This window comes from Mesotoga sp. Brook.08.YT.4.2.5.2. (assembly GCF_003351125.1).
Classification (GTDB): Bacteria; Thermotogota; Thermotogae; order Petrotogales; family Kosmotogaceae; genus Mesotoga.
This window is the reverse complement of the sequence record NZ_JPGZ01000030.1, coordinates 131,687-156,868: the sequence shown is the minus strand read 5'-3', so window position 1 is coordinate 156,868 and position 25,182 is coordinate 131,687. Positions and strand designations below refer to the sequence as shown.

23 protein-coding genes are annotated in these 25,182 nt (G+C 44.9%); 22 read left to right on the top strand and 1 reads right to left on the bottom strand.

The features are described 5' to 3' along the window. Positions 1–3 precede the first annotated feature (3 nt). From Q502_RS07700 to Q502_RS07680, 5 genes are all read left to right on the top strand, one after another. Positions 4–1,146, top strand: coding sequence for an alanine--glyoxylate aminotransferase family protein (locus tag Q502_RS07700; RefSeq protein ID WP_099828704.1), 1,143 nt, complete (start codon positions 4–6; stop codon positions 1,144–1,146). Next, positions 1,146–2,069 (top strand): hydroxyacid dehydrogenase, encoded by a 924-nt coding sequence (locus tag Q502_RS07695; RefSeq protein ID WP_099828703.1) that lies wholly within the window; start codon positions 1,146–1,148, stop codon positions 2,067–2,069. Before Q502_RS07700 ends, Q502_RS07695 begins: the two co-directional genes overlap by 1 nt. Before the next feature lie 32 nt (positions 2,070–2,101). Beyond that, positions 2,102–2,281, top strand: coding sequence for a ferredoxin (locus Q502_RS07690; RefSeq protein WP_099828702.1), 180 nt, complete (start codon positions 2,102–2,104; stop codon positions 2,279–2,281). A gap of 194 nt (positions 2,282–2,475) precedes the next feature. Next, entirely contained in the window at positions 2,476–3,819 is a 1,344-nt protein-coding gene (gene dnaA, locus Q502_RS07685; protein ID WP_099828701.1) for a chromosomal replication initiator protein DnaA, read from the top strand. A 145-nt stretch (positions 3,820–3,964) separates the two neighbouring features. After that, a complete protein-coding gene (locus Q502_RS07680; protein WP_099828700.1) occupies positions 3,965–4,339 on the top strand; it encodes an FMN-binding protein in 375 nt (124 codons plus the stop codon). Positions 4,340–4,447: 108 nt separating this feature from the next. Here the strand turns inward: Q502_RS07680 and Q502_RS07675 are convergent, their stop codons facing one another. Next, complete coding sequence (locus Q502_RS07675) at positions 4,448–4,933, bottom strand: hypothetical protein (RefSeq protein ID WP_102818937.1); 486 nt, start codon at positions 4,931–4,933, stop codon at positions 4,448–4,450. Positions 4,934–5,114: 181 nt separating this feature from the next. Here Q502_RS07675 and Q502_RS07670 point away from each other — a divergent pair, with 181 nt between their 5' ends. From Q502_RS07670 to lysS, 17 genes are all read left to right on the top strand, one after another. Then, on the top strand, positions 5,115–6,104 hold the full coding sequence (locus tag Q502_RS07670; RefSeq protein ID WP_099828698.1) for a DUF1175 domain-containing protein: 990 nt from the start codon (positions 5,115–5,117) through the stop codon (positions 6,102–6,104). A gap of 15 nt (positions 6,105–6,119) precedes the next feature. Further along, a complete protein-coding gene (locus tag Q502_RS07665; protein ID WP_099828697.1) occupies positions 6,120–10,601 on the top strand; it encodes an MG2 domain-containing protein in 4,482 nt (1,493 codons plus the stop codon). Next, on the top strand, positions 10,598–11,155 hold the full coding sequence (locus tag Q502_RS07660; protein ID WP_099828696.1) for a hypothetical protein: 558 nt from the start codon (positions 10,598–10,600) through the stop codon (positions 11,153–11,155). The genes Q502_RS07665 and Q502_RS07660 overlap by 4 nt, the downstream gene beginning before the upstream one ends. Next, on the top strand, positions 11,148–12,929 hold the full coding sequence (locus Q502_RS07655) for a M3 family oligoendopeptidase (RefSeq protein ID WP_243392203.1): 1,782 nt from the start codon (positions 11,148–11,150) through the stop codon (positions 12,927–12,929). Before Q502_RS07660 ends, Q502_RS07655 begins: the two co-directional genes overlap by 8 nt. Before the next feature lie 98 nt (positions 12,930–13,027). Beyond that, positions 13,028–14,392 carry an MATE family efflux transporter gene (locus tag Q502_RS07650; RefSeq protein WP_180977930.1) on the top strand — a complete coding sequence of 455 codons (1,365 nt, stop codon included), beginning with the start codon at positions 13,028–13,030 and terminating at the stop codon, positions 14,390–14,392. A gap of 46 nt (positions 14,393–14,438) precedes the next feature. Continuing rightward, positions 14,439–15,986, top strand: coding sequence for a DNA polymerase III subunit gamma/tau (dnaX, locus tag Q502_RS07645; protein ID WP_258553710.1), 1,548 nt, complete (start codon positions 14,439–14,441; stop codon positions 15,984–15,986). Between the two features lie 2 nt (positions 15,987–15,988). Beyond that, entirely contained in the window at positions 15,989–16,354 is a 366-nt protein-coding gene (locus Q502_RS07640) for a YbaB/EbfC family nucleoid-associated protein (protein ID WP_099828695.1), read from the top strand. 12 nt (positions 16,355–16,366) lie between these two features. Further along, positions 16,367–17,362 carry a type I glyceraldehyde-3-phosphate dehydrogenase gene (gene gap / locus Q502_RS07635; RefSeq protein WP_099828694.1) on the top strand — a complete coding sequence of 332 codons (996 nt, stop codon included), beginning with the start codon at positions 16,367–16,369 and terminating at the stop codon, positions 17,360–17,362. 60 nt (positions 17,363–17,422) lie between these two features. After that, positions 17,423–19,390: a triose-phosphate isomerase gene (gene tpiA, locus Q502_RS07630; RefSeq protein WP_099828693.1), complete on the top strand. Its 1,968-nt coding sequence runs from the start codon at positions 17,423–17,425 to the stop codon at positions 19,388–19,390. A 92-nt stretch (positions 19,391–19,482) separates the two neighbouring features. Next, complete coding sequence (locus Q502_RS07625) at positions 19,483–19,719, top strand: hypothetical protein (RefSeq protein WP_099828692.1); 237 nt, start codon at positions 19,483–19,485, stop codon at positions 19,717–19,719. Between the two features lie 11 nt (positions 19,720–19,730). Continuing rightward, positions 19,731–20,012: a cell division protein ZapA gene (locus Q502_RS07620; protein ID WP_099828691.1), complete on the top strand. Its 282-nt coding sequence runs from the start codon at positions 19,731–19,733 to the stop codon at positions 20,010–20,012. Next, positions 20,002–20,829: a glutamate racemase gene (gene murI, locus Q502_RS07615; RefSeq protein WP_099828690.1), complete on the top strand. Its 828-nt coding sequence runs from the start codon at positions 20,002–20,004 to the stop codon at positions 20,827–20,829. Before Q502_RS07620 ends, murI begins: the two co-directional genes overlap by 11 nt. Continuing rightward, positions 20,826–21,788, top strand: a complete 963-nt coding sequence (gene yvcK / locus Q502_RS07610) for a gluconeogenesis factor YvcK family protein (protein ID WP_099828689.1) — start codon at positions 20,826–20,828, stop codon at positions 21,786–21,788. The genes murI and yvcK overlap by 4 nt, the downstream gene beginning before the upstream one ends. Further along, positions 21,785–22,711, top strand: a complete 927-nt coding sequence (whiA, locus tag Q502_RS07605) for a DNA-binding protein WhiA (RefSeq protein ID WP_099828688.1) — start codon at positions 21,785–21,787, stop codon at positions 22,709–22,711. Before yvcK ends, whiA begins: the two co-directional genes overlap by 4 nt. Beyond that, positions 22,712–23,173 (top strand): transcriptional regulator NrdR, encoded by a 462-nt coding sequence (nrdR, locus tag Q502_RS07600; RefSeq protein WP_099828687.1) that lies wholly within the window; start codon positions 22,712–22,714, stop codon positions 23,171–23,173. A 17-nt stretch (positions 23,174–23,190) separates the two neighbouring features. Then, a complete protein-coding gene (greA, locus tag Q502_RS07595; protein WP_099828686.1) occupies positions 23,191–23,664 on the top strand; it encodes a transcription elongation factor GreA in 474 nt (157 codons plus the stop codon). Positions 23,665–23,676: 12 nt separating this feature from the next. After that, positions 23,677–25,182, top strand: coding sequence for a lysine--tRNA ligase (gene lysS, locus Q502_RS07590; protein WP_099828685.1), 1,506 nt, complete (start codon positions 23,677–23,679; stop codon positions 25,180–25,182).

Genomic DNA, 25,182 nt, shown 5'->3' with positions numbered 1-25,182 from the left:
CAATTGGCAAAGATGATTAAGAAGAATTACCTACTTGCTCCTGGGCCCACCCCGGTTCCTATCGATGTACTACTTGAAGGTGCTAGGGATACTATTCATCACAGAACTCCACAGTTCAAAAAAATCTTTGAAGATGCGGTAAGCGGCACTAAGAATGTCTTCAAGACGGAGAATGATCTATTCATTCTAGCTTCTTCAGGAACAGGTGCCATGGAAATGGCCGTCACGAATATTGTAAATCCCGGCGAGAAAGTCATAGTTTGCAGTGTTGGAAAGTTTGGCGAAAGATGGCTTGAGCTAGCAAAGACTTTCGGTGCAGATGTTGTCTTGTTGGAGAGGGAGTATGGAGATTTCTACACTCCGGAAATGGTTGAAGAATCCCTTAATGCCAACCCGGATGCGGTTGCAGTTCTGACGACTCTTAGTGAGACATCCACAGGTACTGTAATGGATATCGAAGGTATCAGCAAAGTTGTGAAGAAGGCCGGCAAGCTGATTGTGGTTGATGGTATAAGCGGTCTTGTTGCAGAGCCATTGCTAACGGATGAGTGGGGACTGGATATCGTTGTCTCCGGTTCTCAGAAGGGTTTCATGCTACCTCCTGGACTGGCCTTCATATCATTCAGCAAAGAAGCCGTTGAAAAGGCTAAGAACACGAAATCGACAAGCTACTATTTTAATCTGAAGAAATATCTCAAAGACCCTCTTCCATGGACGCCCGCAGTTAATTTGATCTATCAGCAGAGCCTTGCAGTAAAAATGCTCCTTGACGAAGGCATGGAGAATGTGTGGGCACGACACGAACTGATGGGAAAGGCAACAAGAGAAGCCATAAAAGCTATGGGGCTGGAGCTTTTTTCCAAGAGACCGGGAAACGTCCTCACTTCTGTCAAAGTACCTGAAGGAGTCGACGGCGGCAAAATCGTCTCTATTATGAGAGACGAATATGGCGTAACAATCGCAGGAGGACAGGGCGCGATGAAAGGAAACATCTTCAGAATTGCACACCTCGGCTATATGTCCGACTATGACGTAGTAATTGCCCTAACGGCTCTTGAGAAAGTCTTGCGAAGACTCGGCTTCAATGTCGAGTACGGGACCGGAGCGAAAGTCGCTATGGAAGTATTCGAAAAGGAGGGTGCGTGATGCTTCGACTTCATGCTAACGATCCTCTAGATAAAACTGCGATGAAGATACTCGAAGACAGCAATCTCTTCCAGATATCTGCAGAGCATCTCGATAAAGATCAGTTGCTTGAGATAATGCCTGAGGTTGAAGTGCTCGTTGTCAGGAGTGCGACGAAAGTCACATCAGAGATAATCGAGGCAGGGAAGAAACTCAAGCTAATCGCAAGAGCTGGAGTTGGGTTGGACAATGTAGATGTCGAGTCGGCAAGGAAGCACAATATCCTTGTCAGAAATACACCTGGCGCGAACGCGATATCGGTGGCTGAGCTGACTTTTGGATTGCTTCTTGGACTGGTCAGACATATTCCAAGAGGTACTTACGGAATTAAGGAAGGAAAGTGGGAGAAGAAGGAGCTCAAGGGTACCGAGATCTTTGGCAAGACTATAGGATTGATCGGGTTTGGAGCAATAGGCAGAGAAGTAGCAAAGAGAGCATTGGCATTTGGAATGAAAGTCTGTGCGTACGATCCTTTTGTTAAGGAAACCGATTTGGAAGTCGATCTGACGGACACCATTGACTCACTTATTGAGAGATCGGATATAATATCGCTCCACATACCCCTCACTCCCGAAACGAAACACATAATTGGTGAAAAAGAGATCTCCCTGATGAAAGACGGCGTTATTATTATCAATGCAAGCCGAGGTGGGACCATAGATGAACAGGCACTCTACAACGGATTGGTTTCAGGTAAGGTTTCTGGAGCAGCCCTTGATGTTTTTGAGGTAGAGCCGCCGTCCGACGAGTTGAGAAGGAAACTTATCGGACTGGGGAACGTCATTTGCGTTCCTCATGTAGGAGCAAGTACATCGGAGGGTCAGAAGAGAGTTGGCCTGGAGATGGCCAAGATAATCGTTAAAGAGTGTAAGGGCATGATATAATTCACAATGATTTTTCTGGTGGAGGTGTGAGTGTGAAAGTATATGTAGACAAAGATACTTGTATTGGCTGTGGCGTGTGCGAAGGAATATGCCCCGATGTCTTCAGAATGAATGATGATGGAAAGGCAGAGGTGATTGTTCCGGAGACAGAAGCGGCTTGTGCTCAGGATGCCGCTGATTCCTGTCCAGTTCAGTCAATAAAAGTAGAATAGTTTCCAATTCTTAACGATCACATGTAGGGGCAGACAAATGGTCTGCCCCTTTCTATAGTGGAACACAAAATTTGTCTATTTTTTCTGCGTGTTAAGTCTGGTATAGTAGTAATTGCTTCGGAGCTACATATTATTCGTTATTTCCTATTATGCGGTTCGCTTCAGGGTTACAGCTATTATCCGTGGAGGTCGTTGTGTCTAATTCTATAATAAGCACTCTTAAGAAGAAGGTCTCAAAGAAAACGTGGGACAACTGGTTCTCCACATTTGAATTGAAAGAAGTCGAAGATGAGAAAGTGGTTTTCTCTGTTGCCAATCTATTCATAAAGGATTGGCTCCAGACAAAATACGGAGGAGTCATTTCCGATTCAATATCAAGTATCCTTGGAAAGAAAATGCCTTTCGAAATAATCTACAAAAGCAAAGAGACCCCCTCTGAGGAGCAAAGCGATTCAAGAGTTTCCGGTTCTCTGTTGAAAAGAAAGCCGCTGATGATTTCCAACCTAAACCCGGAATACACATTCAGAAATTTCGTTGTTGGGAGCGAGAATAAGGCGCTCTACCAAGTTGCGCTTGATGTTGCCCAGAATCCGGGCAAATATAATCCCTTCTTCGTATACGGAGATGTTGGGCTGGGTAAGACACATCTCCTTCAGGCAATCGCTCAAGAGACGATGAACAGTTTTCCTGACAAGAAGGTGCTATACATAACAAGCGAGCAGTTTATGAACGACATGATTCAATCGATAAAAGAAAACAACATTCAGAAATTCAGAGACCACTACAGAAAGAAATCCGACATTCTTTTGATCGACGATATCCAGTTTCTAATTGGGAAGAAAGGAGTTCAAAACGAGTTCTTTCATTCATTTAATGAGCTTCACGATTCGGGAAAGCAGTTGATAATATGCTCTGACAGAAATCCTGAGGAGCTTGATACTTTCCACAGCAGGCTTAAATCAAGATTCCAGATGGGCATGCTTATGTCGATCCAGGAGCCCCAGCCTTCTACGAGATTTCATATTGCTAAACAGCTTGCTCAGAGAGAGTCCGTTTTACTTCCGGACGATGTGGCGAAAGTTTTGGCCGACAATATCGACGGAAACTTAAGAAGACTTAGAGGCGCAATCATAAAGTTGATAGTTCACAGCAGTGTTTTCAGATCACAGATAGACCTTTCTCTGGCAACTCAAATACTTCAGTCTTTTACGGGATCAGTAAATGTTCCAGTATCTCAGAGACCGATAGACCAGATCTATGCTGCTATTGAGAAGATTATGAAAGTTACCAGAAAGGAGATTGAATCGGGAAGTCGAAGTAAAGATATAGTTCTTGCCAGACAGCTGACAATGTACATTCTGAAAAATCACTTCGGCAAACAAGTAACGGAGATAGCAAGGGAAACCGGGAAGCAGCACTCAACAGTGATTCATTCTCTGAAGAAGATTGATAAAAGCGTCATGATGGGTAAGGGTGCCACAAAGCTCTTGTTTGATGACATTATCGGGATACTCTCTTCGAATTCCGCTGCCGTTTGACCTCTTGGACCTGAATCAGAAATGAGGTACGTGATTTTCGGAGAATAGCCGATAAAAGTAATCCGAATATTTCATTCAGGAAATCTCTCGGGTTGGGATGCGAGGGACAATTTCTTTATAAGCTTTTTATGGATGGGAGGTATCGATGAAATACACGATTAGCGTTTCGATTTTCTTGGCTCTCGCTATGGTGATAATCGGAGTAGTATTTAACTGGCAAGTCAATAGGCCTGAGAAGATTTCACAGATCAATTCACAACCATTTGGCAATCTGGAAGATGGAGTGTATGTTGGAAGAGAAGGTTACGTTGGACTTGAGGTTGAAATACTGGATGGGAGGATAATTGAGATAAGAATTGTTCAGAATCGTTCAGATAGGTATGCTAGAAGTGCAGAAGCCTTAACCGAAAGAATTGTTGAAGCTCAGAGTCTCGATGTAGATGTGATTACCGGAGCCACAGCAACAAGTGAGTCAATTGTTGCAGCGGTAAAGGCGGCAATAGGCGAAATCGAAGATTAGATCACCGTTCAAGAAGAACAGATAGATTCCAAAGCAAAAAGCCGATATCGTGCGCTGCATCGTCTTACGAGTTTTGTTAGAAATTAGAAATATGAATACATATTGCAATTACATACTAGCAGGCTCAAAGAAACTGATAATCGGATTGTTGAATTCTCCGGAAATCTTCCATTGACTATCAATTCCCGTCAAGAAGATCGTACTCTCGCCGCTCTTTGAATACTTCTCTTCCCCAGATGAATAGTCGAGAGTGAAGAACACAGTCATTGTTGCTTCTCGGGAGTCTCTTTCAACTCTTTCTCTATCTACTTCAACAGTGTAACTAATGCCATCGTAGAGTTCGAAGAAGTCCGCATAGAAGGAGGCAACGGTGTCTTTTGGAAGCGTTCTTCCTAATGGACTTCCCGAAGTGGCGATCCAAATCTCTTCTGCGTAGAGCTCAAGAATTCTGTCTTCCCTGCCCCTGTTGATCTCACGCTCCAGCCTCGCAATCAAGCTGTCGGGTCTTGCCAGTATATATCCAACGCAACCAGAAGTGAGAATCATAGAGATAATCATCACCACTGTAGCAAAAAAGGCTCTTCTCCTTATCATATCGTCACCCCCGCTCATCTTCTTCTCTTAATAATAACAGATTTGCTTATCCAAGGATCTTTCAAAAGAATAAGTGAACCTACAAAGAGGGGGATCTTAACTATCTGCTTTTCCCGAACAAAAACCTCTATCCAAAGTCCTATCATTGAAGGAGTATGATGGTTTACAGAGGGGGATTGCATTGAAAAGAATCAGTCTTGTGTATTTCGTTCTGGCTCTCTTGATAACTACTTTCCTATCTGCGACATATTTGAGTTTTAGAGGTAGTTTTGAACGGATAGTTGTTAATAGAAACGGTATTAGACGTGGCGACGCTTTCACAGTTAAGGTTCCTGATTCGCTTTTCGGAAGGCCTTCCTTAACATACGTGAGAGGAGCAACCCTGGAAAGCTTGTCAGCCGATCGAGGGTATACTCAATACTCTTTCGTTGCTGACGATAGCGACGCGGTAGTTGTTATTTCGTTTCAAGGACTATTCAAAGCACGTAAGACTGTCTCTCTAGAGTTCGAGGATTTCATCGATATCAATTCAGATGGCTTCCCCGACAATCTAGTGCTTGATTTGGAAGATACAGAGAACTTCAGAACTTGGTTTGTGAATATTTCAGCTTATCAGGTTATTGAGTTTTCCAGCAGGTGGAGCTCTCAAGAGAGGGATTGCAGCGGGCTAATAAGATTCGCAGCTAGAGAGGCTCTCAAAAGGCATGATGAACAGTGGTTTCTTGATTCGGGTATTGACAAAGAGCTTTGGTACGAAAAGACAGGAATAGACTTGCAAGCGGTACCTGACGTTAAGAAGTACAACTACCCGGATATACCAATTCTGAAGAATAGAATCTTCATAAGTAACACCGGAGAATTCACTTATTTTGCCGATGCTTACAACCTGATTCGTAGTAGTATGGTATTTAAGGGCAGAGATCTCAGCGTTGCAAGACCTGGAGATATACTCTTTTTTCACCACCCCTCTCCATCAACTTTTCACTCGATGATATACACTGGCGATGGGTTGATCTATCATACCGGACCTCTTTCCGAAAGTGATTCAGGTGTTCTGAAGCTCTGGAGAATAGATGATTATTTACGAACGATGCCTTATCAATGGTTGCCAATATACAACAACGAAAACTATCTCGGGGTATATTCCTTCAAGTTTCTACCCCGCAAGTGATGGAGAGTGAAGGCAATGAGAAGAACCTTGGTGTTTCTTATTATTCTGTTATTCACAGGTTTAACGGCACTTGCTTTTCAGATTCAGCAGTATGGTTATGAGCTTAGATCATCTTTCGTAGAGTTGTACTCTATGGACTATCTACCTACAATATACACAGACGGCAAGGATAGTTACATCGATATCAAGATTTATGATTTGGACGAGCAGGATCTTACTGGGGCGATCACCATCGGGGATGTCGGAATCTCCGGCGATCCACTCTACGCTTTCAGGCAGACAGTAAAGGAGAAACAAAGGATATACTTGCCCGAGAAAGCTCTAATGGGCCTGAGACTGATTGTTGTTTCGTCGCAGTCAGGAAGTGCCAAATTGATGACAAGCTATCGTATGGTTGGAGCTCAGCTGCTTGCTTATGAAGATGGAGCGATGATGAGACTCTGGAAAAAGGAAGATTCCAGCTTCATTGATAGCTTCTCCCTTTACAGACTCATAGACGGGGAGTTATTGGGACGGACAGAAAATGGAGTGTTCGTTTTTGACTATCTTCCCACGACAGGAGATGCAATACTTGTTCAGTCTGCCAATGGATCGATCCTGTGGAGGCCGGGCGAGTATGATTACTATTTCTCGTCTCGAAACATCTCTCTGATATTTACTGATCGACCGGCATACAAAGCCGGTGAAGTTGTTAATTTCAGAGCTTTCATAAGGGAGATAACATCTTCGGGCTATCAAATACCTAGAACTAATTCTGTAGAAGTTGAAATAGTAGATCCATTAAACAGGAGCGTCTTCACTGAAGAGTTGAGCCCGGATAACCTTGGCTCTGTTAGTGGTACGTTCCGAACATACTCCGAAATCACCAGGGGATCCTACAGGATTATCATCCGGTGGGAAGGAAACGAGGACTACTATTACTTCCAGATTGCCGACTACAAAAAGCCTACGTTCTTCACAACAGCGGAATCTGCATCAAAGGCATTCAGAAAGGGAGAGGCAGTTACAATCAACGTTTTGTCCGAGTACTACTTCGGAGATCCCGTCTCGCTTGGCAAAGTAGACTACACGATATACAAGGGCAGTCAGTATATTGACAATGGATCTGCGAGACTTGATGGCCTGGGTAAAGCGGTGATTGGCTACTCTGAAGAGCTTGAGAGCGGTTCATACTACGCGGTTATTACTGTCTCAGACGATACCGGTATGCAGTCACGAAGTACGGTTGACTTCAAGGTAGTACAGGGAACATTCGATTTCAATGTTGACTACAGATTCACCGATAAAGAAGCACTCGTGAAAATCGAAACAAGATTGAACAACGATACTCTTGTTTCCAAGGCATTTGAGATGAAGGCGTGGTATGAAGAACCTGTAATTCTAATGGACGAAGGAAAACAGGTTGAGAAGAAGCTTAAGATCAACATTTTCAGGGAAGAACTTTCCACTGACAGTGGTGGAAGGGCAGAGATTCTGATCAGTCTTAGGGACGTCCCGCCGGATACGGTTGTGTATTTCGAGGCCAACGGGGCCCCTTCAAATGAACCGGAAGTGGTTAACAGATATTCAGTCTATACTAGTGGGTACTATGACTACTACGGGTCTATTCTGGTGGATTCAGTTGAGTCTGCTGCTCCTGGCTCCAAGGCAAGAGTATCATTCTATACATCATCTCCAATGGATCTTTGGGTCATTGGTGATTTTTCGGGTGAATTCAAGCAGTTTCCTTTCAGTTCTACGGAGGGCAAGAACACTATCGAAATAGAGATCCCCGAGAACTATGGTTACGAGAACTTCATGCTCTTTATCGTTGGATATAAGAACTATCAGATTATTCAGTCAAGAGTCATCGAAGTTGAGATTGCTTCAAGAGACCTTTCAATCAATGTGCTTACTCAGGATAGATATGAACCTGGCGATACCGTCAATATGAAGCTGCAGGTCCTCGATGATGAAGGGAATCCCGCCGTTGTAGGACTGACGGTTTCAGTAGTATCTCAGGCAATGCTTTCTCTCTTTGAAGGCGATTCCGATCGGTGGAAGGAATCACTGGGCAGTCCCTTCAACAGGGGTTTCAACACTGTAAGTATAAACGACCTGTATTATTCTGCCTACCCGTCAATAGCCAAGCTAGGAGATCTACTGGAATCTCAACCACCCGCGGCCGAATCTAAGGTAATTGGTGGTGCTACTTTCGGGATGGGCGATCGTGGTGGAAATGGCGAAAGCTTGACTTCGGACGTGAGAGCCAGGAAACTTTTCAGCGACAGCGCCTTCTGGTCTGTTGGAACTTTCACCGATGAGAGCGGCTTTGCGGAACTGTCGTTTGTTGTACCGGAAGATCTCGATACATGGACTGTCAGAACTCTTGCGGCCGACTTTTCGGGAGATTTCAGCTACGAGAAGTCTAGTTTCGAGACTTGGAAGCCCATGACCGTTAGCAGTTTCCTTCCGGAGTTTCTGATCGCTGGCGATACAGTGAATCTAGTCTTTTCCGTGAAGAATAATCTTGACACTCGTATGCCTGTCATCACCGGTTTCTATGTTGATGATGAAGTCATTGAAGAGAAGGGAGCAACTATTGACGCCTTCGGAAGTCTTTCCTTCAGCTATGAGATGGTTCTAAGAGATCTCTTGCCTTCGGAGAAGGATGAGAGTCTCAGAGTTAAGTTTGTTGTTGAAGGAAGTCGCGGCTCCGACGGTGTTGAATACGAAATTCCTTTGAAGCCAAGGTACTCATATATCCGATTTGGCGACCTTGACTTTCTTGAAGGGAATAGAGTAATTGAATTTATGGAAGACTCAATTGGTAGTGTTACCATCTCTTCCACAATTGATCCAATTCTTCTTGAAGCAATAAGGTATCTGGTAGATTATCCCTATGGCTGTGTGGAACAGACAATGAGTAGGCTTCTTCCAGCATTGGCGGCTTCTCAACTACTTGCAGGTGCCGATGAGTCTTTTGCAGACAAAGTCTCGGTTGTAGTTGGCGATGGTCTTGAACGCCTCTTTGGCTATCAGCACTACGACGGAGGTTGGGGTTGGTGGAAAGATGACCAGAGCACTCCATTCATGACGTCTTACGTGATGTTAGGTCTATATCTTGCCACAGAAAACGGTTACGATATAAATAGGGATGTAATCGCGATGGGGTACTCGGCATTGAAGAGTCTTAACAGAGACAAGCCGGATCCTTTCCTTCAGTATGTCATTACACTGTTCAGCAGGAAACTGCGAGACCCGATAAGCTCAATCGTAGATTATAAGAATGATGTTGCCTCGATCGTTTTGACCGCGCTGACATACGAGACTCTAAACATGGACGCCAAGGCGGTTGCATTTTTTGAGGAGGCCATGGAGTATGTCGACCTAGGCGCATCTGACGTTATCTCGGGTAGCAGTTTCAACTATTTCTTTGACGATACGGTTACTCTCTCTTTCCTTCTGAAAGCTGCGGTAGATCTAGATGTACCTTCCGCAACAGTTGCAGAAATTTCCAAAAGACTCCTGAAGATGGGAAACGGCAGTTATTGGTATAGAACATCATCGACCGCTATGGCTATTCTCTCGCTTTCATCAGTTAGCAGCTCGCTTTCAAAGGATGCGGAAGTTGAAGTGGTTTTTGAAGACGGGGATGTAGTCTTCGAAGGCGGGTTGGAGGATTCAATAACAATACCGATTACCGGAAAGACAATTGTTATTGAAAGCTCTGAAATGGTAGCGGTATCGATTAACGGCGAAACGGCAGTTAGGTCAGAGGAAATCAAAGCTGAAAACGCGGGTCTGATTGTCGAAAGGGTTCTGAGAAGAAAGGTAGCCGTGCCTATGGATGATACTCACGTTCTCACCACACCTCAGATAGACTCGCCCGCCGTAGTTACTTCGATCAGGACGCTGTCGGCTGACGAAGTAGGTTCTCTTGAAATAAGTGCCTCCAAGACTATTGAAGGGATGGTTGTTGCGATAGTAGACGGTGAGCTGAAGCTTTCAAACTTTGGACTCGGTCTCAAGATCTACGAAGGCGATGTTCTCGGTATTAGCAATGGCGAGATAATCGTCAGGTCGGTTGAATACAGTTACTACAATGACGCCACGATGGAGCTTTTCGCTGTTAAGCTTGGTGAACCCGGCCCGATAAGAGTCGGGGAGACGATAGTCTCCGAAGTGAGAATAAGGATTCCCGATACAGTTCCCTATGTTGTGGTCGAAGATATGTTGCCCTCCACAGGAATCTCCGTTGAGGAGAACATTGAGGGTGACACACTCGGATACACAAAATTCTACTATTTTGACTACTACTGGTGGGGATACACCTTCAAGGATTCAAGATACGACCGCATAGCCTTCTTCTTCAATGACGGAGGAGAGTTCGTGACGAAAAGCAGCTGGAGAATTCTCACCAGAGGGGAATTCATTATTCCTCCTGTACAGGCATGGGCAATGTACGATGCAGACTATCGGGCAAACACAGAATCGGTAATGCTGAACGTTGAATGAAAGCACTAGCTATTGTTGTCATTTTGCTACTTCAAGTGACGGTTTTTTGTTTCACAAGCGCGTATGTCTCATGGGAAATGCCAGAGCTTGAAGGCTATAGAAGCTTGCTTGAAAGACTAACGGGAAGATCCGTAAATGGTACCTATATTCTAATTATCGCTTCCTCGGCTGGAGAGTTCTCTGAACTCTCCGGCATAGCTTATTGGTTTCTCGCTGCAGCAACTGGAAACACGATTATTGTGCAGCCGCTTACTCTAGTTCAGAACCTGCCGCGAACGCTTGCACATGAGATGAGCCATCTCATTCTGAGGGATTACCAACTTCCCTATTGGCTAGAAGAAGGTATTGTCTGTTATATTACGGGTGAGTGGGTTGGTCGAGAAGAAATCATTCTTGACGAGGTGAAGACTCTTGATTACTCGAAGATGGATTTCATGACATATCGTTCGTACAGTTATACTTGTTGGGTAGAAGTATCCAGGCTTCTTCGCAATAGATCTTTTGGAGAATTGATTGCAGAATTTGGAGAAGGAGGTAAACGAAGAATTGAGTGAGGGGAAACTGGTTCAGTGGGATCTCACAAGATTGTACGGTTCGCCGGACGATCCCTCCCTGGAAGAAGACATACGAATTCTGATAAGTGAGAGTGATAAGCTTATTAAAGACTTCAAAGGGAGAATTCAGACCGAGAGTGTCAAGGCTAGCGAACTGAAGATAGCTATTGAAAGAGAAGAAGACCTTATGAACCGTTTTTTCAGATTATCGATGTTCTCGTTCTTGAGCCACTCAACAGACTCTAAGGAACCAGCTGTTCAGAAGCTCCTACGTAAGATAGATGATCTTGAATCGCAACTTGAAAGCAAGCTTCTCTTTCTGAAACTCGAACTTTCGAAAGTCTCCGAGGACTTCTTTAATAGTCTTATGAATTCTACCGAACTAGCAGATTACAGACATCATCTCGATCTCATTCGAACTCAAAGGAAGCACATGCTTTCTGAGCCGGAAGAAAGAATTATGGTTCTAAAAGAGATAACGGGCAAGAAGGCGATTCTGAATCTCTATGATGAATTCACATCGAGTTTTACGTATAGAATTACTACCGGTGCATCGGAAGAGACGCTCACAGAGAGTGAAGTGGAGACTTTAAGAAGAGATCATGATTCGGAGCTTAGAAAGAAGGCCTTTGAAAGCCTCTTTAGAAAGGCGAAGGAAAACAGTATTGTTCTGACCAATCTTTACAATTCTCTTTCCAGAGATTGGGACTTGGAAGCAGACAAGAGGGGATATGATTCCCCTATTTCAATGAGGAACGAACTGAACGAAGTCTCAGATGAGGCAGTGAATTGTATCATCGACGCCACCACTGATGGTTATTCTGTTGTTCACGACTATTACCGACTGAAGGCGACAATTATGGGGAGGGAAGCCCTTCTCCACAGCGATATATATGCTCCTGTTGGAACTTCAGACAGGACATTTGATTGGCAGGAAGCGAAGAAGATGATTCTGGAGGTTATGGGAAACTTTGATCCCCGGATTGAAAGTATAGTTGCTAGATTCTTCGATGAGGATTATATTCATGGATCGATCATGCCGGGAAAGCGAAGTGGAGCTTACTGCGCGTATGCCTCGCCAAGAATGCATCCGTATGTGCTTGTCAATTACAATGGCAAGATGAGTGACGTTTTGACACTAGCACACGAACTAGGCCACGGCCTTCACGGCGTTCTGGCGTCCAAACAGACCCTAGTTAACTATGATACGCCGCTTACAATGGCCGAAACAGCCTCTGTTTTTTCTGAAATGCTTATGACGGACTTTCTTTTGAAAAACATTGAAGAAAGAGAGGAGAAGATCTCTTTTCTGGTCAACAGGATTGAAGAGATATTTGCAACAACCGCAAGGCAGAACATGTTCACCAGGTTCGAGATCTCTGCCCACGAGAAAATGTCAGGCGAGTATCTGGCGTTTGAAGAACTATCCGAGCTTTACTCCAAGGAGCTCAAACTCATGTTTGGGGACACCGTTGATTTTCTCCCGGAAAGCGAGTTCGAATGGGCTCGCATCCCTCACTTCTTTCATACCCCTTTCTATTGTTATGCTTACAACTTCGCCCAGCTTCTCGTAATTTCTTTGTACAGGAAATACCTTGAGGACGGGGCTGTCTTCAGAAGAAAGTATATCGCTTTACTTGAAAGCGGTGGATCGGAATCTCCCAAATCTCTTCTGCAGAAAGTAGGCATAGATGTCTCAGATCCTGTCTTTTGGCAAAAGGGAATTAGTTTTATCAAGGAGAATTTCCTTGATACACTGAGGAAGATGATCTAGACCTGTTCCGATCTCTAGAAAGGGTGTATAATTCCTGTGTCCATTTTGGACTCGGGCATTCTTTCACATTTCTTCACAAGGTAAGCTAGGGGGCAAAAATGGCAAGGGATCTTACTCAAGGGAGCATTCTGAAGAATCTTCTTATAATGTCTGTGCCCACAATGATAGGGTTCAGCGCACAGATGGTTTACGACATTGTAGACATCTTCTGGATTGGGCGCATCTCAGGCGAAGCAATTGCAGGAGTTACGATTTTCACCACTCTTTTTTGGATTGTGGATATTCTGAATTCGATAATCGGGCAGAGCTCAATCTCCTTGATCTCTCAGGGCTTCGGAAAAAAGGACTTCGAAGGAACAAGTAAGGCGATAGAACAGACAATTACTTTCAAGTTCATTGTTGCTCTGATTTCCGCTGTTCTAGTTGCCTCCTTCCTAAAACCATCGCTAGGATTCTTTACTGACGATATGAAAGTAATGAGATCAGCTCTTGATTACGGCTATATCAGACTTTTCTTCCTGCCAATGATGTTTTCGTCTTACTCCGTCAACACGGCTCTCAGATGCATAGGGGACGCAAAGAGTCCAATGTACATAATGATGTTCACGAGTGTTCTCAATATTTCTCTCGACCCAATAATGATGTTCGAAAAGATTCCGGGGACATCGATTCCCGGATTTGGCCTGGGCGTTTTTGGTGCGGCCGTCGCTACGGTAATCGCTCAATCGGCAGCATTTCTACTGGGATTCTACATTCTTTTCTCAGGAAAGGAAGGCGTAAAACCAAGACTGTCCGGACTTTTCAGGCTTGATAGAGCTATAGACAAGAAGCTCTTGACTATAGGGCTTCCAACTGGGCTGGAGGGGTTCTTCAGGAACTTGTCAGCTGTAGTAGTTCTGAAATTCGTTGCCTTCTACGGGACCGCTGCGGTTGCGGCGGTAGGAGTAACGGGGAGGCTTTTTGGACTAGCGTTTATGCCTCTTGTAGGGCTTAGCATGGGCGGCTCTGCGATGGTCGGTCAAAACCTGGGAGCTGACAACGCCGACCGTGCAAGAGCCACAGCCAGAACCGCTGCCTTAATCGGGTTCTTTTTCATGTTTTTCTTTGCACTAATAGCCTTCTTTGCAGGCGAGCATGTTATCGCTGTGTTCAATAAGGATCCGGAGATAATTGCTTACGGTGCCAGTTTCCTGAAATACGGCTCACTCGGCATTTCTGTCTTGGCATACGGTTTTGGTCTCTCATCGGTCTTCGGAGGGTCCGGGTACAACTTCCCGTTTGTAGTGGGGAGCGTAGTATCCAGGTGGCTTATTCAAGTGCCAATATTGGTCATTGCAGTGTTCGTGTTGAAGGCCGGCATAGTTTGGGTCTGGCTTTCATATGTATTCTCGGATATTGCAGAGGCTGCGGTGATGGTCTTTTACTATTTAAAGGGTAAGTGGGTGAAGAGAAGGGTCTACTAGCGAAAGTCGAATTCATTCCCAAGTGCTGCAGATGGATGAGTTAGTTATGAATTTCACTAACTGTTTCACTTCGGTCATCTTTGCAGCAAACAAACTTTGGGTGATCTGCTATAATTCAGATGAACGGGTGATTAAGATGTCTGAGGTTTTGTATAGGAAATATAGGCCTAGAAAATTTAGTGAGCTGGTTGGGCAGGATCAAGTGAAAGAGATCCTGGGAAGAGCAATAGAGAAGGATTCGGTTTTTCATGCTTACATATTCTCTGGCTCTAGAGGTACCGGGAAGACAACTAGTGCAAGGATCGTCGCCAAAATGCTGAACTGTCTTGCAGAGGATTCTGAGAAGCCTTGCGGTATTTGCGATTCATGCAAAGCGATTGATGCTTCTTCACACATGGATGTCATTGAGCTGGATGCAGCTTCTTACAGAGGCATTGACGAGATCAGGAAAATCCGGGATGCAGTATCGTATAGACCTGTCATGGGCAGATTCAAAGTGTACATAATTGATGAATTCCATATGCTGACCAGGGAAGCTTTCAATGCACTTCTTAAGACTCTTGAAGAACCTCCCGATAAAGTGATTTTTATTCTTGCAACTACCAATCTTGAGAAGGTTCCTGAAACAATTCTTTCTCGATGTCAGATCTTCTATTTCAAACCACTCATCGAAAGAGACATAGCTACTTATCTGGAAAGAATCGCGAAATCTGAAGGTCTGGAATATGACGACAAAGCATTGAGGTTCATTTCGAAAGCCGCACACGGAGGCATGAGAGACGCGGTTAATCTTATGGAGAGAGTTGTCTCTTATTCGGGTGATGTTAGTGAAGAATCTGTTAGAGCTACTCTTGGTATTCTGCCCGAAGAAGTTGTTAAGGAGTTCATTACTGCATTTTCTTCGGGAGAGCCGGCTTCGATATTGAAAATCTCTGAAGAGATCCAGTCTGCAGGATATACTTACGAAGTCTTCCTTGAACAGGTGATCGATACTGTGAAGGATCAGCTGATCGCTGAATCAACTGATGAGCGTTTCAAGCTCTTGCTTTCTTTATGGGAGATCACTAAAGAGCTCAAATTTGCCGAGGATAAGAGAGGAACATTTGAAGTAATGGTCCTTCTGAAGAGTGGTTATGAGAAGTCGGCAATAGGGAGAATTGGTAACTCTGAAAACGTAAAAAGCGAAGTTTTTGAAACGAGTGATAAGACCGAGAAAGCTCCAAAAAGAGACACTACAGAAGAGAATAGTTTGTCCAAACTTATCGACCATCTTCGAAATAACAACTTCGTTCTGCTCTGGACTCTTCTAAGTCTTTCGAAGGTTACTAGAAGCGAATCTGGCGGGGTATTAACTCTGGAAGCGGACAGCGACTATTCTTACGATCTTCTGAAAGATAGACTTGAGTCGCTGAACGGGATTGCAGAAGATTTAATCGGGAAACGATTCCTTCTCTCCAATGAATCAGTTGGAGGCAATCTCTTTGAAGGTCTGGATAAAGATTCTGAGGAATACGTTAACTTTGTGATTTCGAACTTGGGGTTGAAGGACGACATAAATAAAGGAAAGATAAAGATAGAGCTTGAGGAGGACTAACAATGGCAAAGAAATTTAGAGGTCTCGGCGGTAAGAACTATGGAGGTTCCAGGAAGGGATCAAACATGAGTGAACTTCTGAAACGGGCTCAGAAAGCACAGGAAGAAATGGAGAGCCTGGAAGAAACCTTCAAGACTCTGGAGGTGACGGCTTCTGCCGGAGGAGGAGCGATAAACGTTGTTGCAACTTGCGACTATCGCATTAAGTCGATCGAGGTCGAGCCTGAGATAAGAGAAGAGGATTTTGAGATTGTTCAAGATTTGATAATTGCGGGGATAAACGAGGCGTTAGCAGAGGTAGCGAAGAGAAGAGATGAAGAAACGGCTAAGGTTACAGGATCGCTCAATCTACCTGACAATATACTTTAGGAGGTGTAAGAGATGTACAAAGTAGCAATCAACGGTTTTGGAAGAATTGGAAGACTTGTTTTTAGAGAGATGGTAAAACGCGGGGATTTCGATGTAGTTGCAATCAATGACCTAACCGATGCAGCTACCCTGGCTCATCTTCTCAAATATGATTCGGTTCACGGGAGATTCAAGGGTTCAGTGGAGGCTAAGGATGGAGCGATTGTTGTAAATGGCAAGGAGGTTAAAGTCTTCGCAGAGAAGAGTCCTGCAAACCTTCCCTGGAAAAACCTTGGCGTTGAACTGGTCATTGAGTCTACAGGCGTCTTCAGAAACAGAGAGAAGACAATGCCCCATATTGAAGCCGGGGCAAAAAAGGTATTGATTACTGCCCCTGCAAAGGGTGAAGTGGATGCGACAATTGTACTTGGTGTCAATGACGATATGCTGAGGCCGGAGATGAAGATTGTCTCTAATGCCTCCTGTACAACTAACTCTATTGCGCCAATAATAAAGATCTTGAACGATAGTTTCAAGATTCAGAAAGGTTATTTGACGACTGTCCATGCTTATACGAACGATCAGAGAATTCTTGATTTGCCTCACAGTGACTTGAGAAGAGCGAGGGCTGCTGCCGCCAATACGATTCCCACTTCAACAGGCGCCGCTAAGGCAGTAGGGCTTGTCATTCCTGAACTCAAAGGCAAGCTTGATGGAATAGCTATGAGAGTTCCTGTAACTGACGGTTCAATAACTGATCTAACCGTGGTTCTCGAAAAAGATACAACAGTGCAGGAAGTAAATGCGCTCGTGAAGAAAGCGGCGGAAAACGAACTGAAAGGAATAGTCGAATATACTGAAGAAGAACTCGTTTCCTCGGATATTGTCGGAACAACGGTGTCCTCAGTATTTGACAGCAAGCTTACAGCAGTGATGGGTAACCTGTTGAAAGTTTGCGCTTGGTATGACAATGAATATGGCTATTCTTGCAGGGTAGTCGATCTTGCTGAGAAAATGATGAAGATGTAATTCTCGATTTTTTCTGACGGGGCCTGGAGGCCCCGTTTTATTGAGGAAAGGAGGTAAGAGATGTCTGGAGTTCTAACACTAAGAGATGTTGATTTGAGTGGAAAGAGGGTGCTTGTAAGGGTCGATTTCAACGTTCCTCTAGATAAAGAGACTGGCGAAGTGAGTGACGATACTAGGATTGTGGCTGCAATACCAACGATAAAGTACGTAGCCGAAAATGGTGGAAAGACAATCCTTGTTTCCCATCTGGGGAGGCCCAAGGGCAAGAGAGACCCTAAGTACTCAATGGAAAAGGTTAGCAAAAGTCTGGAAAGGTTAATCGGCAAGCCCGTTGCCTTTGTTCCTGATTGCATCGGAGATGAAGTGGAGAAAGCTGTCTCAAAAATGAACAACGGAGATATTCTTCTTCTGGAGAATGTTAGGTTCTACCCTGAAGAAGAGAAGAATGATCCGGAGTTTTCGAAGAGGCTCTCTGCGATCGCAGACATTCACGTAAACGACGCTTTCGGAACAGCACATAGAGGTCATGCATCGAATGTGGGTGCTGCCCAGTACTTGACCAGTGTACCTGGTTTCCTTATGCAGAAGGAAATCGAAATGCTTGGCATGGCCGTTGAGAGTCCCAAGCACCCCTACGTAGTCATTTTAGGAGGAGCAAAGGTTTCCGATAAGATCGGAGTCATTACGAATCTTCTGGAGAAGGCCGATAGAATACTAATCGGCGGTGCGATGATGTTCACATTCCTTAAGGCTCTGGGGAAGCAAACTGGTGACTCCCTGGTTGAAGAGGACAAGATCGAGCTGGCAAAGGAGATAATGAGGAAAGCCGAAGAGAAGAAGGTTGAGCTCGTCCTCCCTGTTGACACGGTTGTGTCCAAGGAAATCGCTGCAGGTAGTGAATCGAAGACGGTTCTCATAGATGAAGGAGTCCCATCCGGCTGGAAGGGACTTGACATCGGGACATCAACTATTGAGCTATTCAGAAGCAAGCTGGTTGACGCCAAAACCGTTGTTTGGAACGGTCCAATGGGGGTCTTCGAGATCGATGATTTTGCGAAAGGAACCGAATCGATCGCGAAGACGCTGGCTTCGCTCAAGGGTGCAGTAACGATTATCGGAGGCGGAGACAGCGCAGCCGCTATCAACAAGTTTGGCTTGGCCGACAGAGTTTCTCACGTATCAACCGGTGGCGGGGCTTCTCTTGAGATGCTTGAGGGAAAAGAGATGCCTGGTATAAGGAGTCTAGCGACTAAGGAAGGTAAAAAAAAACGTAGAATAATGGTCGCCGGAAACTGGAAGATGAACAAGTCGCCTAATGAAGCGCGAATGTTCGCCGGTTTCCTTGCATCTTCAATCGGTAACGAGAAGGCCGTTGATGTTGTAGTATTTCCAACAAGCCTTTCAGTTGCCGGGGTGGCAGACATTCTCAAGGACACGTCGATTAAGGTCGGAGTCCAGAATGTCTATCCTGCAGATAGTGGAGCCTTTACAGGCGAGATTTCTGTGCCTATGCTTTCGGACCTTGCGGTGGAGTACGTTCTTGTTGGTCATTCAGAACGAAGGCACATATTCGGCGAGACAAGCGAGATGACTAACGAGAAAATCAAGGCAGTATTAAGAGAGGGCCTAGTTCCAATATTCTGTGTTGGGGAAACTCTTCAAGAACGGGAATCAGGCAGGACGGAGCAGGTTCTCGAAGAACAGATCAGAAAAGGTCTTGCCGGCCTTGACAAGAGTGAGGTTGAGCAAGTGATCATAGCGTATGAACCAGTATGGGCGATCGGAACTGGTGTTGTGGCTACTCCCGAACAGGCCGAGGCCACCATGAAGTACATAAGGAGTTTATTATCGTCGCTATACGAGTGCAGCGTGGCAGAGCGAACAAGAATTCTCTATGGTGGCAGTATCAAACCGGATAACTTTGATTCCCTAATCGCTATGGAAAATATTGACGGTGGTTTGGTGGGAGGGGCCAGCCTTCAAGAGAGCTTTGTCCAACTGGTAGCAATAGCAAAGATTTACGCTTAATCAGAGCGATATAGCAACCGCCCGTTCGGGCGGTTGCTCGCGTTTTCTTTCTCTGTTGAGGTGTTATAATCTCAAAATAGGGGGTGTTGTTCTTGGACAGTTATCAGGAGCTTGAACTAGTCGTAGACAAGATGGTTGAAGAATTCAACCGTCTCAGGAAGGAAAACGAACAGCTCTGGACGCAGCTCGAGACAGCACAGAAAAAAGTTGAGGAATCCGAGCTAAGAATCCGGGAACTTGAACTCCGCCTTGAAAGTGAGTCAAGGACAATTTCTTCATTAATAAAAAGGGTAAGAGGCAGCCTCGTCGAAGACAGCAAGAAGGTATAAGGAGTCGAACAATGAAGCGATCAGTCACTCTGGACCTCGGAGGAAGGAAGTACACTTTTCTTACAAGCGATCCTCAGGAACTCGTGGATCAGGTCTTTTCAAAGATTACGGAGATGTACAATTCAATAAGCAAGAACGAAGAGGAAGTCGGCTATGAGAAGTTGCTTGTGGGGATTTCGGTGAACCTTGCACACGACCTTGCAAGAAGTCAGAATGAACTGCTTAGGCTAAAGGCGAAATATGAAGAGGTTCTTTCGGAATACTTCCAGGGACGTGACGAGGTTGAAAAATAGTCTGAGGATCGGTGTCTTCGATTCTGGAATTGGTGGCCTCACAGTTGTTAAAAGACTATTGGAAGCCTTTCCCGAGGGAGTAAGCCTGCACTACTTTGCCGACACTGCGCGGGTACCCTATGGCTCAAAGCCAGTTGAGACACTGAGAAGGTATGTCAGAGAGATCTTCGACTTTTTTGCCCAGTTGGGTGTCGATGCAATCGTCACTGCCTGTAACACTTCCGATTCTATACTCTCTCAAAGGGAGAAGACGGAGCTGACTACTCCATACTTCAGCATCATCGATCCAACAGCGAAGTTTCTTGGGGAGACTGCACCCGACAAGTCGACAGTTGCAGTGATCGCAACTGAGAATACTGTGAAGAAGTCTCTCTATTTAAGAAGGCTGTTTCGTTATGAAAGCATCAGCAAAATCTTACAAAGGGCCTGCCCGCTTTTCGTTCCTTTGATAGAAGAGGGAATCTGGGAGGGTGAAATCGTTGATTCGATCGTCAAGTATTATTTGGCAGACCTCGCTAAGATTCAACCGGACTTCTTGATTCTTGGATGTACTCATTATCCGTTTATTAGGAGTTCGATCGAGTCGCTTTTGTCTCCCAGGACAAGGATCATAGACCCCGCGGAGTACATTGCCAAGAATGTTGCCGATTGGGCAACGATTTCCTCGCATCATTCATCTACTGTTGAGTATTATGTAAGCGGTAATATTCGCTTTTTCCAGGAGATTCTTGGAAGATATCTAGGAAAGGCGGAAAACGTCAGGGGCGTTGACCTTACGTCTTCAGGGATTGCTTTGAAGGAACGAGTTACATCATGAGCAAGACGGTTTTGATAGGTGGCGGAACTGGTCTCTCTACCTTTGCAAGGGTCCTAAAGCATTACGATAGTAGTTTAACGCTTGTAGTTGCAGTTACGGACGATGGTGGAAGCTCAGGATTTCTCAGGGAAGCCATGAGCATGCCCCCGCCAGGGGATGTAAGGAATAACGTGATTGCTTTGGCTGATGATGAGGAATTCCTAACAAAAGTCTTTTCGTACAGATTTGAGGCTCGCGCTATGAATGGTCATTCTCTTGGCAATATAATTATTGCAGGTCTTACTGAGATGTTTCAGAGCTTTCCAGAAGCGGTCCTCGCGGCCTCAAGAATGCTGAAAATCAAAGGGAGAGTCTTGCCCGTAGCCGACGATCTTGTGCATCTTGTGGCTGAGATTGATTATGGATCATTCATTAAGGGAGAGTCAAGGATATCGGCTGCCGGAAAGAGAATAGAAAGGGTATTTCTCGATAAGGCTGTGAAGGCACTTCCAGAGGTATTGGGCGCAATAGAATCTGCAAAGACGGTAATTGTGGGCCCCGGCAGCCTGTTTACAAGTGTTGTACCCAATTTCCTGGTTTCCGGGGTCAGAGAGGCCTTCGGGAAGTCCAAAGCAAATAAGGTTTACATATGTAACATTATGACCCAACCTGGTGAGTCTACAGGTTTTTCACTTGCCGATCACGTCAATGTCGTTGAAGACTATAGTGGGGTGACTTTTGACATGATCTTTTGGACTGAAGTGGGAGAAGTAGAGCCTGCCGTGCTGAATAGGTATTATGAAAGGGGCTCTATGCCGGTGAGAAACGATATGCTTACCGATACTCGGGTTAGGGTAGTTTCAGGCGGTACTGCAGAGCTGATTGATGACGGACGGAACCGTCTGGTCGTTCGTCATTCGAGAGACAGCATTCTGTCGATCCTGAAAGAGCTGAATCTATTGGGAGAGGAAAAGATGTGAGCTATGCCGACAAACTCAAAGAAGAGCTTTGTCATCTCCCGTTGGACGACCAAGACGAGTGCAGATCTGAATATCTGGGTTTTGTTAAGTCGAGAGGGACATTACGATTAAGAGGAAGTACCGCTTTCCTTGTTATCCCGCTTACATCTATAACGAGTCTTAAAAGGCTGTTTCAGATTTCGAAGAAGCTTTCCATGCCGATTCATGAAACACAGGTAATAGAAGAAATCAGATTAGGAAGAAAGAGAGGCGGAGAGCTTACTTTTCGCTTTGAAGAGGTAGAAGAGTTCCTCCGAAAGAATGGCATTTCAGTCAGAGATGACTCCATACCAAAACCCGTTAGAGATGATCCGGTCTACTTCGGTGCGTTCATCAGGGGACTGTATTTGGCTGGAGGTTCGATTGTTGATCCATCCAAGGAGTATCACCTGGAAATAACGCTTGATACTACTGAGGCTTTTGTTAGTTCACTGAAGGAGTACATATCAGACAATTTCAACATTAAGATCGGAATAGTAAGAGTAAGAGATAAGTTCAAAGCATATGTGAAGTCGTCGCTTGACCTAATAGAACTGCTTTCTCTGATGGGGGGAAAGAAGACGGTGACGAGACTTTCGAGCGCGATCGAAGTAAGAAAGATCAGGAGCGATGTAAGCAGGACTCTGAATTTCCTTACAGCAAATGCAAACAAGTCTGCTCAGGCAATGGCAAAGCATGTAAGAGCCATAAGAATCATCGATAAGAAGTACGGCATCGACAGATTGGATGAGGATCTTCGTCAAGTTGCAATCCTCAGGATTGAAAACGAGGATCTTAATCTGAGAGAGCTGGGCGAGATTATGAATCCGCCGATGAGCAAGTCAGCAGTATATAATAGGTTGAAGAAGCTCATGGCATTGGCGGAAGAGTTGGGAGATAGCTAGATGAAATGTCCTTTTTGTGGTGGAGATTCGACAAGAGTTCTTGATTCAAGGCCGACCGATGAAAGCACTTCCATTCGGAGAAGAAGAGAGTGCGAGAGTTGTGGTGCAAGATTTACTACCTACGAAAGGTATGAGAAACTTCCTTTCTTAGTTGTTAAGAAGGATGGAAGGAGAGAGAAGTTCAGCAGGGAGAAACTCCTAAACGGGCTACTCAGAGCCTGTGAAAAGAGGCCCATATCTGTAGACACAGTCAACAGGATAGTAAATTCAGTAGAAAACGAGGTAGTGAAATCGGGAAAATATGAAGTAATCTCAAGCGAGATTGGTGAAATGATAATGGCGGAACTTAAGTCCCTGGATAGGGTTGCCTACGTCAGATTTGCATCTGTTTACAAAGAATTTAGGGACATAGACCATTTCATGGATATAATTGAGGAACTCAGAGACGATAGAGATCGTTGAATGGAGGGATTCAGTTCGTGAAAAAGCAGGTTATCTACCTCACGCAGGAAGGTTTCGACAGAATGAAAGAGGAGCTCGAGAGCCTAAGGAAGAAGCTCATGTATGATATTGCGGAGCGGATTAAGGAGGCAAGGGAGCTCGGAGACCTTAGCGAAAATAGCGAATACGACGAGGCTAAGAACGAACAGGGAAGAATCGATAGCAGGATAAAGCAGCTTGAGGAAATTCTGAATAATGCCGAGATTATTGAAGATGACGGAGATACAAGCTCTGTGAAGCTCGGTTATGTAGTTGAGCTTCAGAATATAGAGACAGGCGAAAAATCTCAGTTCAGAATTGTTAACGCACAGGAAGCCAACATTTTCGAGGGAAAAATCAGTTCCGATTCTCCGATTGGACGGGGAATCCTGACTCACAAAGTGGATGAAGTGGTAAGGGTGAAAACCCCTGCAGGCTGGGCTAAGTACAAGATTCTTACCATCGGCAAGTGATGGGGGATATTTATGGGCGAAGAAGCACGAAGACAAAGAATAGAAGAGATTAATCAGATGCGCAATGAAGGAATCGAGCCGTTTCCGTATCGTTTCGACAAGACTCATTGGGCAGATCAAATCAAGAGAGAGTTTTCCTACCTCAAGGACTCCGAAACAAAGGAAGATACGACTGTAAGAATTGCGGGAAGAATCGTGGCGATGAGAAACCACGGAAAATCAGCCTTCTTTGTTATCCGAGATAATTCCGATAGGATCCAGGCCTATGTAAGGCTTGATGGGGTCGGTGCCGAGAACTTCGAAGTCTTCAAGAAATTTGTGAATATCGGAGATTTCGTCGGAGTAGTCGGTTTCCCATTCAAGACCCATACAGGTGAGATGTCGGTCTTCGTCAAGGAATTTGAAATACTCTCAAAGGCGATACGAACGATGCCCGAAAAATGGCACGGAGTGAGGGACAAGGAGATAATCTACAGGCAGAGATACGTCGAAATGCTTTCAAGCGATGATGCTCTCAGAAGGTTCAAGGTTCGTTCGGAACTGTTCAGGCTTGTTAGAGAGTTTCTTCAGTCTAAGGATTTCATCGAAGTGGATACACCAATGCTCCACTACTTGACGGGAGGGGCATCAGCAAGGCCTTTTAGGACTCACATAAACGTTTTTGAATCGGACATGTATCTTAGAATCGCCGAAGAGCTATTCCTCAAGAGGTATCTCGTTGGTGGATTTGAAAGGATATTTGAAATCGGAAAGAATTTCCGCAATGAGGGAGTATCCTACAAGCATCATCCTGAGTTCACTATGATGGAGCTGTATTGGGCTTATGCGGACTACAACGACATAATGGACATCACTGAAGAGATGATCAATTACGTCGTGCGCGAAATCACGGGTTCTGAAAAGATTACATATCAGGGAAAAGAAATCGACTTTTCCAGACCATGGCGAAGAGTGAGGATGGCAGATTTTATCAAGGAGAATCTAGGCGTAGATATTTTGAAAGACTCCGATGAAGAACTAATAGCCATTTTGAAAAAGAACAATACTGAACTCGAAATCAAGGAAAGGGGCCACTTGATTGAGAAGCTCTGGGATCTCGTGGAACATAATCTTGTGAATCCCACTTTTGTGACCGAGCATCCGGTGATAATCTCTCCATTGTCGAAAGTCCACAGAGAAGATTCTAGAGTGACCGAAAGATTCGAGTTGATAATCAGCTCAATGGAAATGGCCAACGCCTTTAGTGAACTGAACGATCCAATAGAGCAGTACAACCGTTTTCTTCACCAGGCTAGCTTGAGAGATATTGGAGATGAGGAAGCTCAGATGATGGATCAAGACTTCATAAGGGCTCTTGAATACGGAATGCCGCCTACTGGAGGCTTGGGGGTGGGTTGGGATAGAGTAATCATGCTTGTTACAGATTCGCCGTCAATAAGGGATATCATTCCGTTCCCGCTCGTGAGACCGATCTCTTTTGATGAAGAAGAGTCGCTAAGCGACATCGAGGATCTGTAG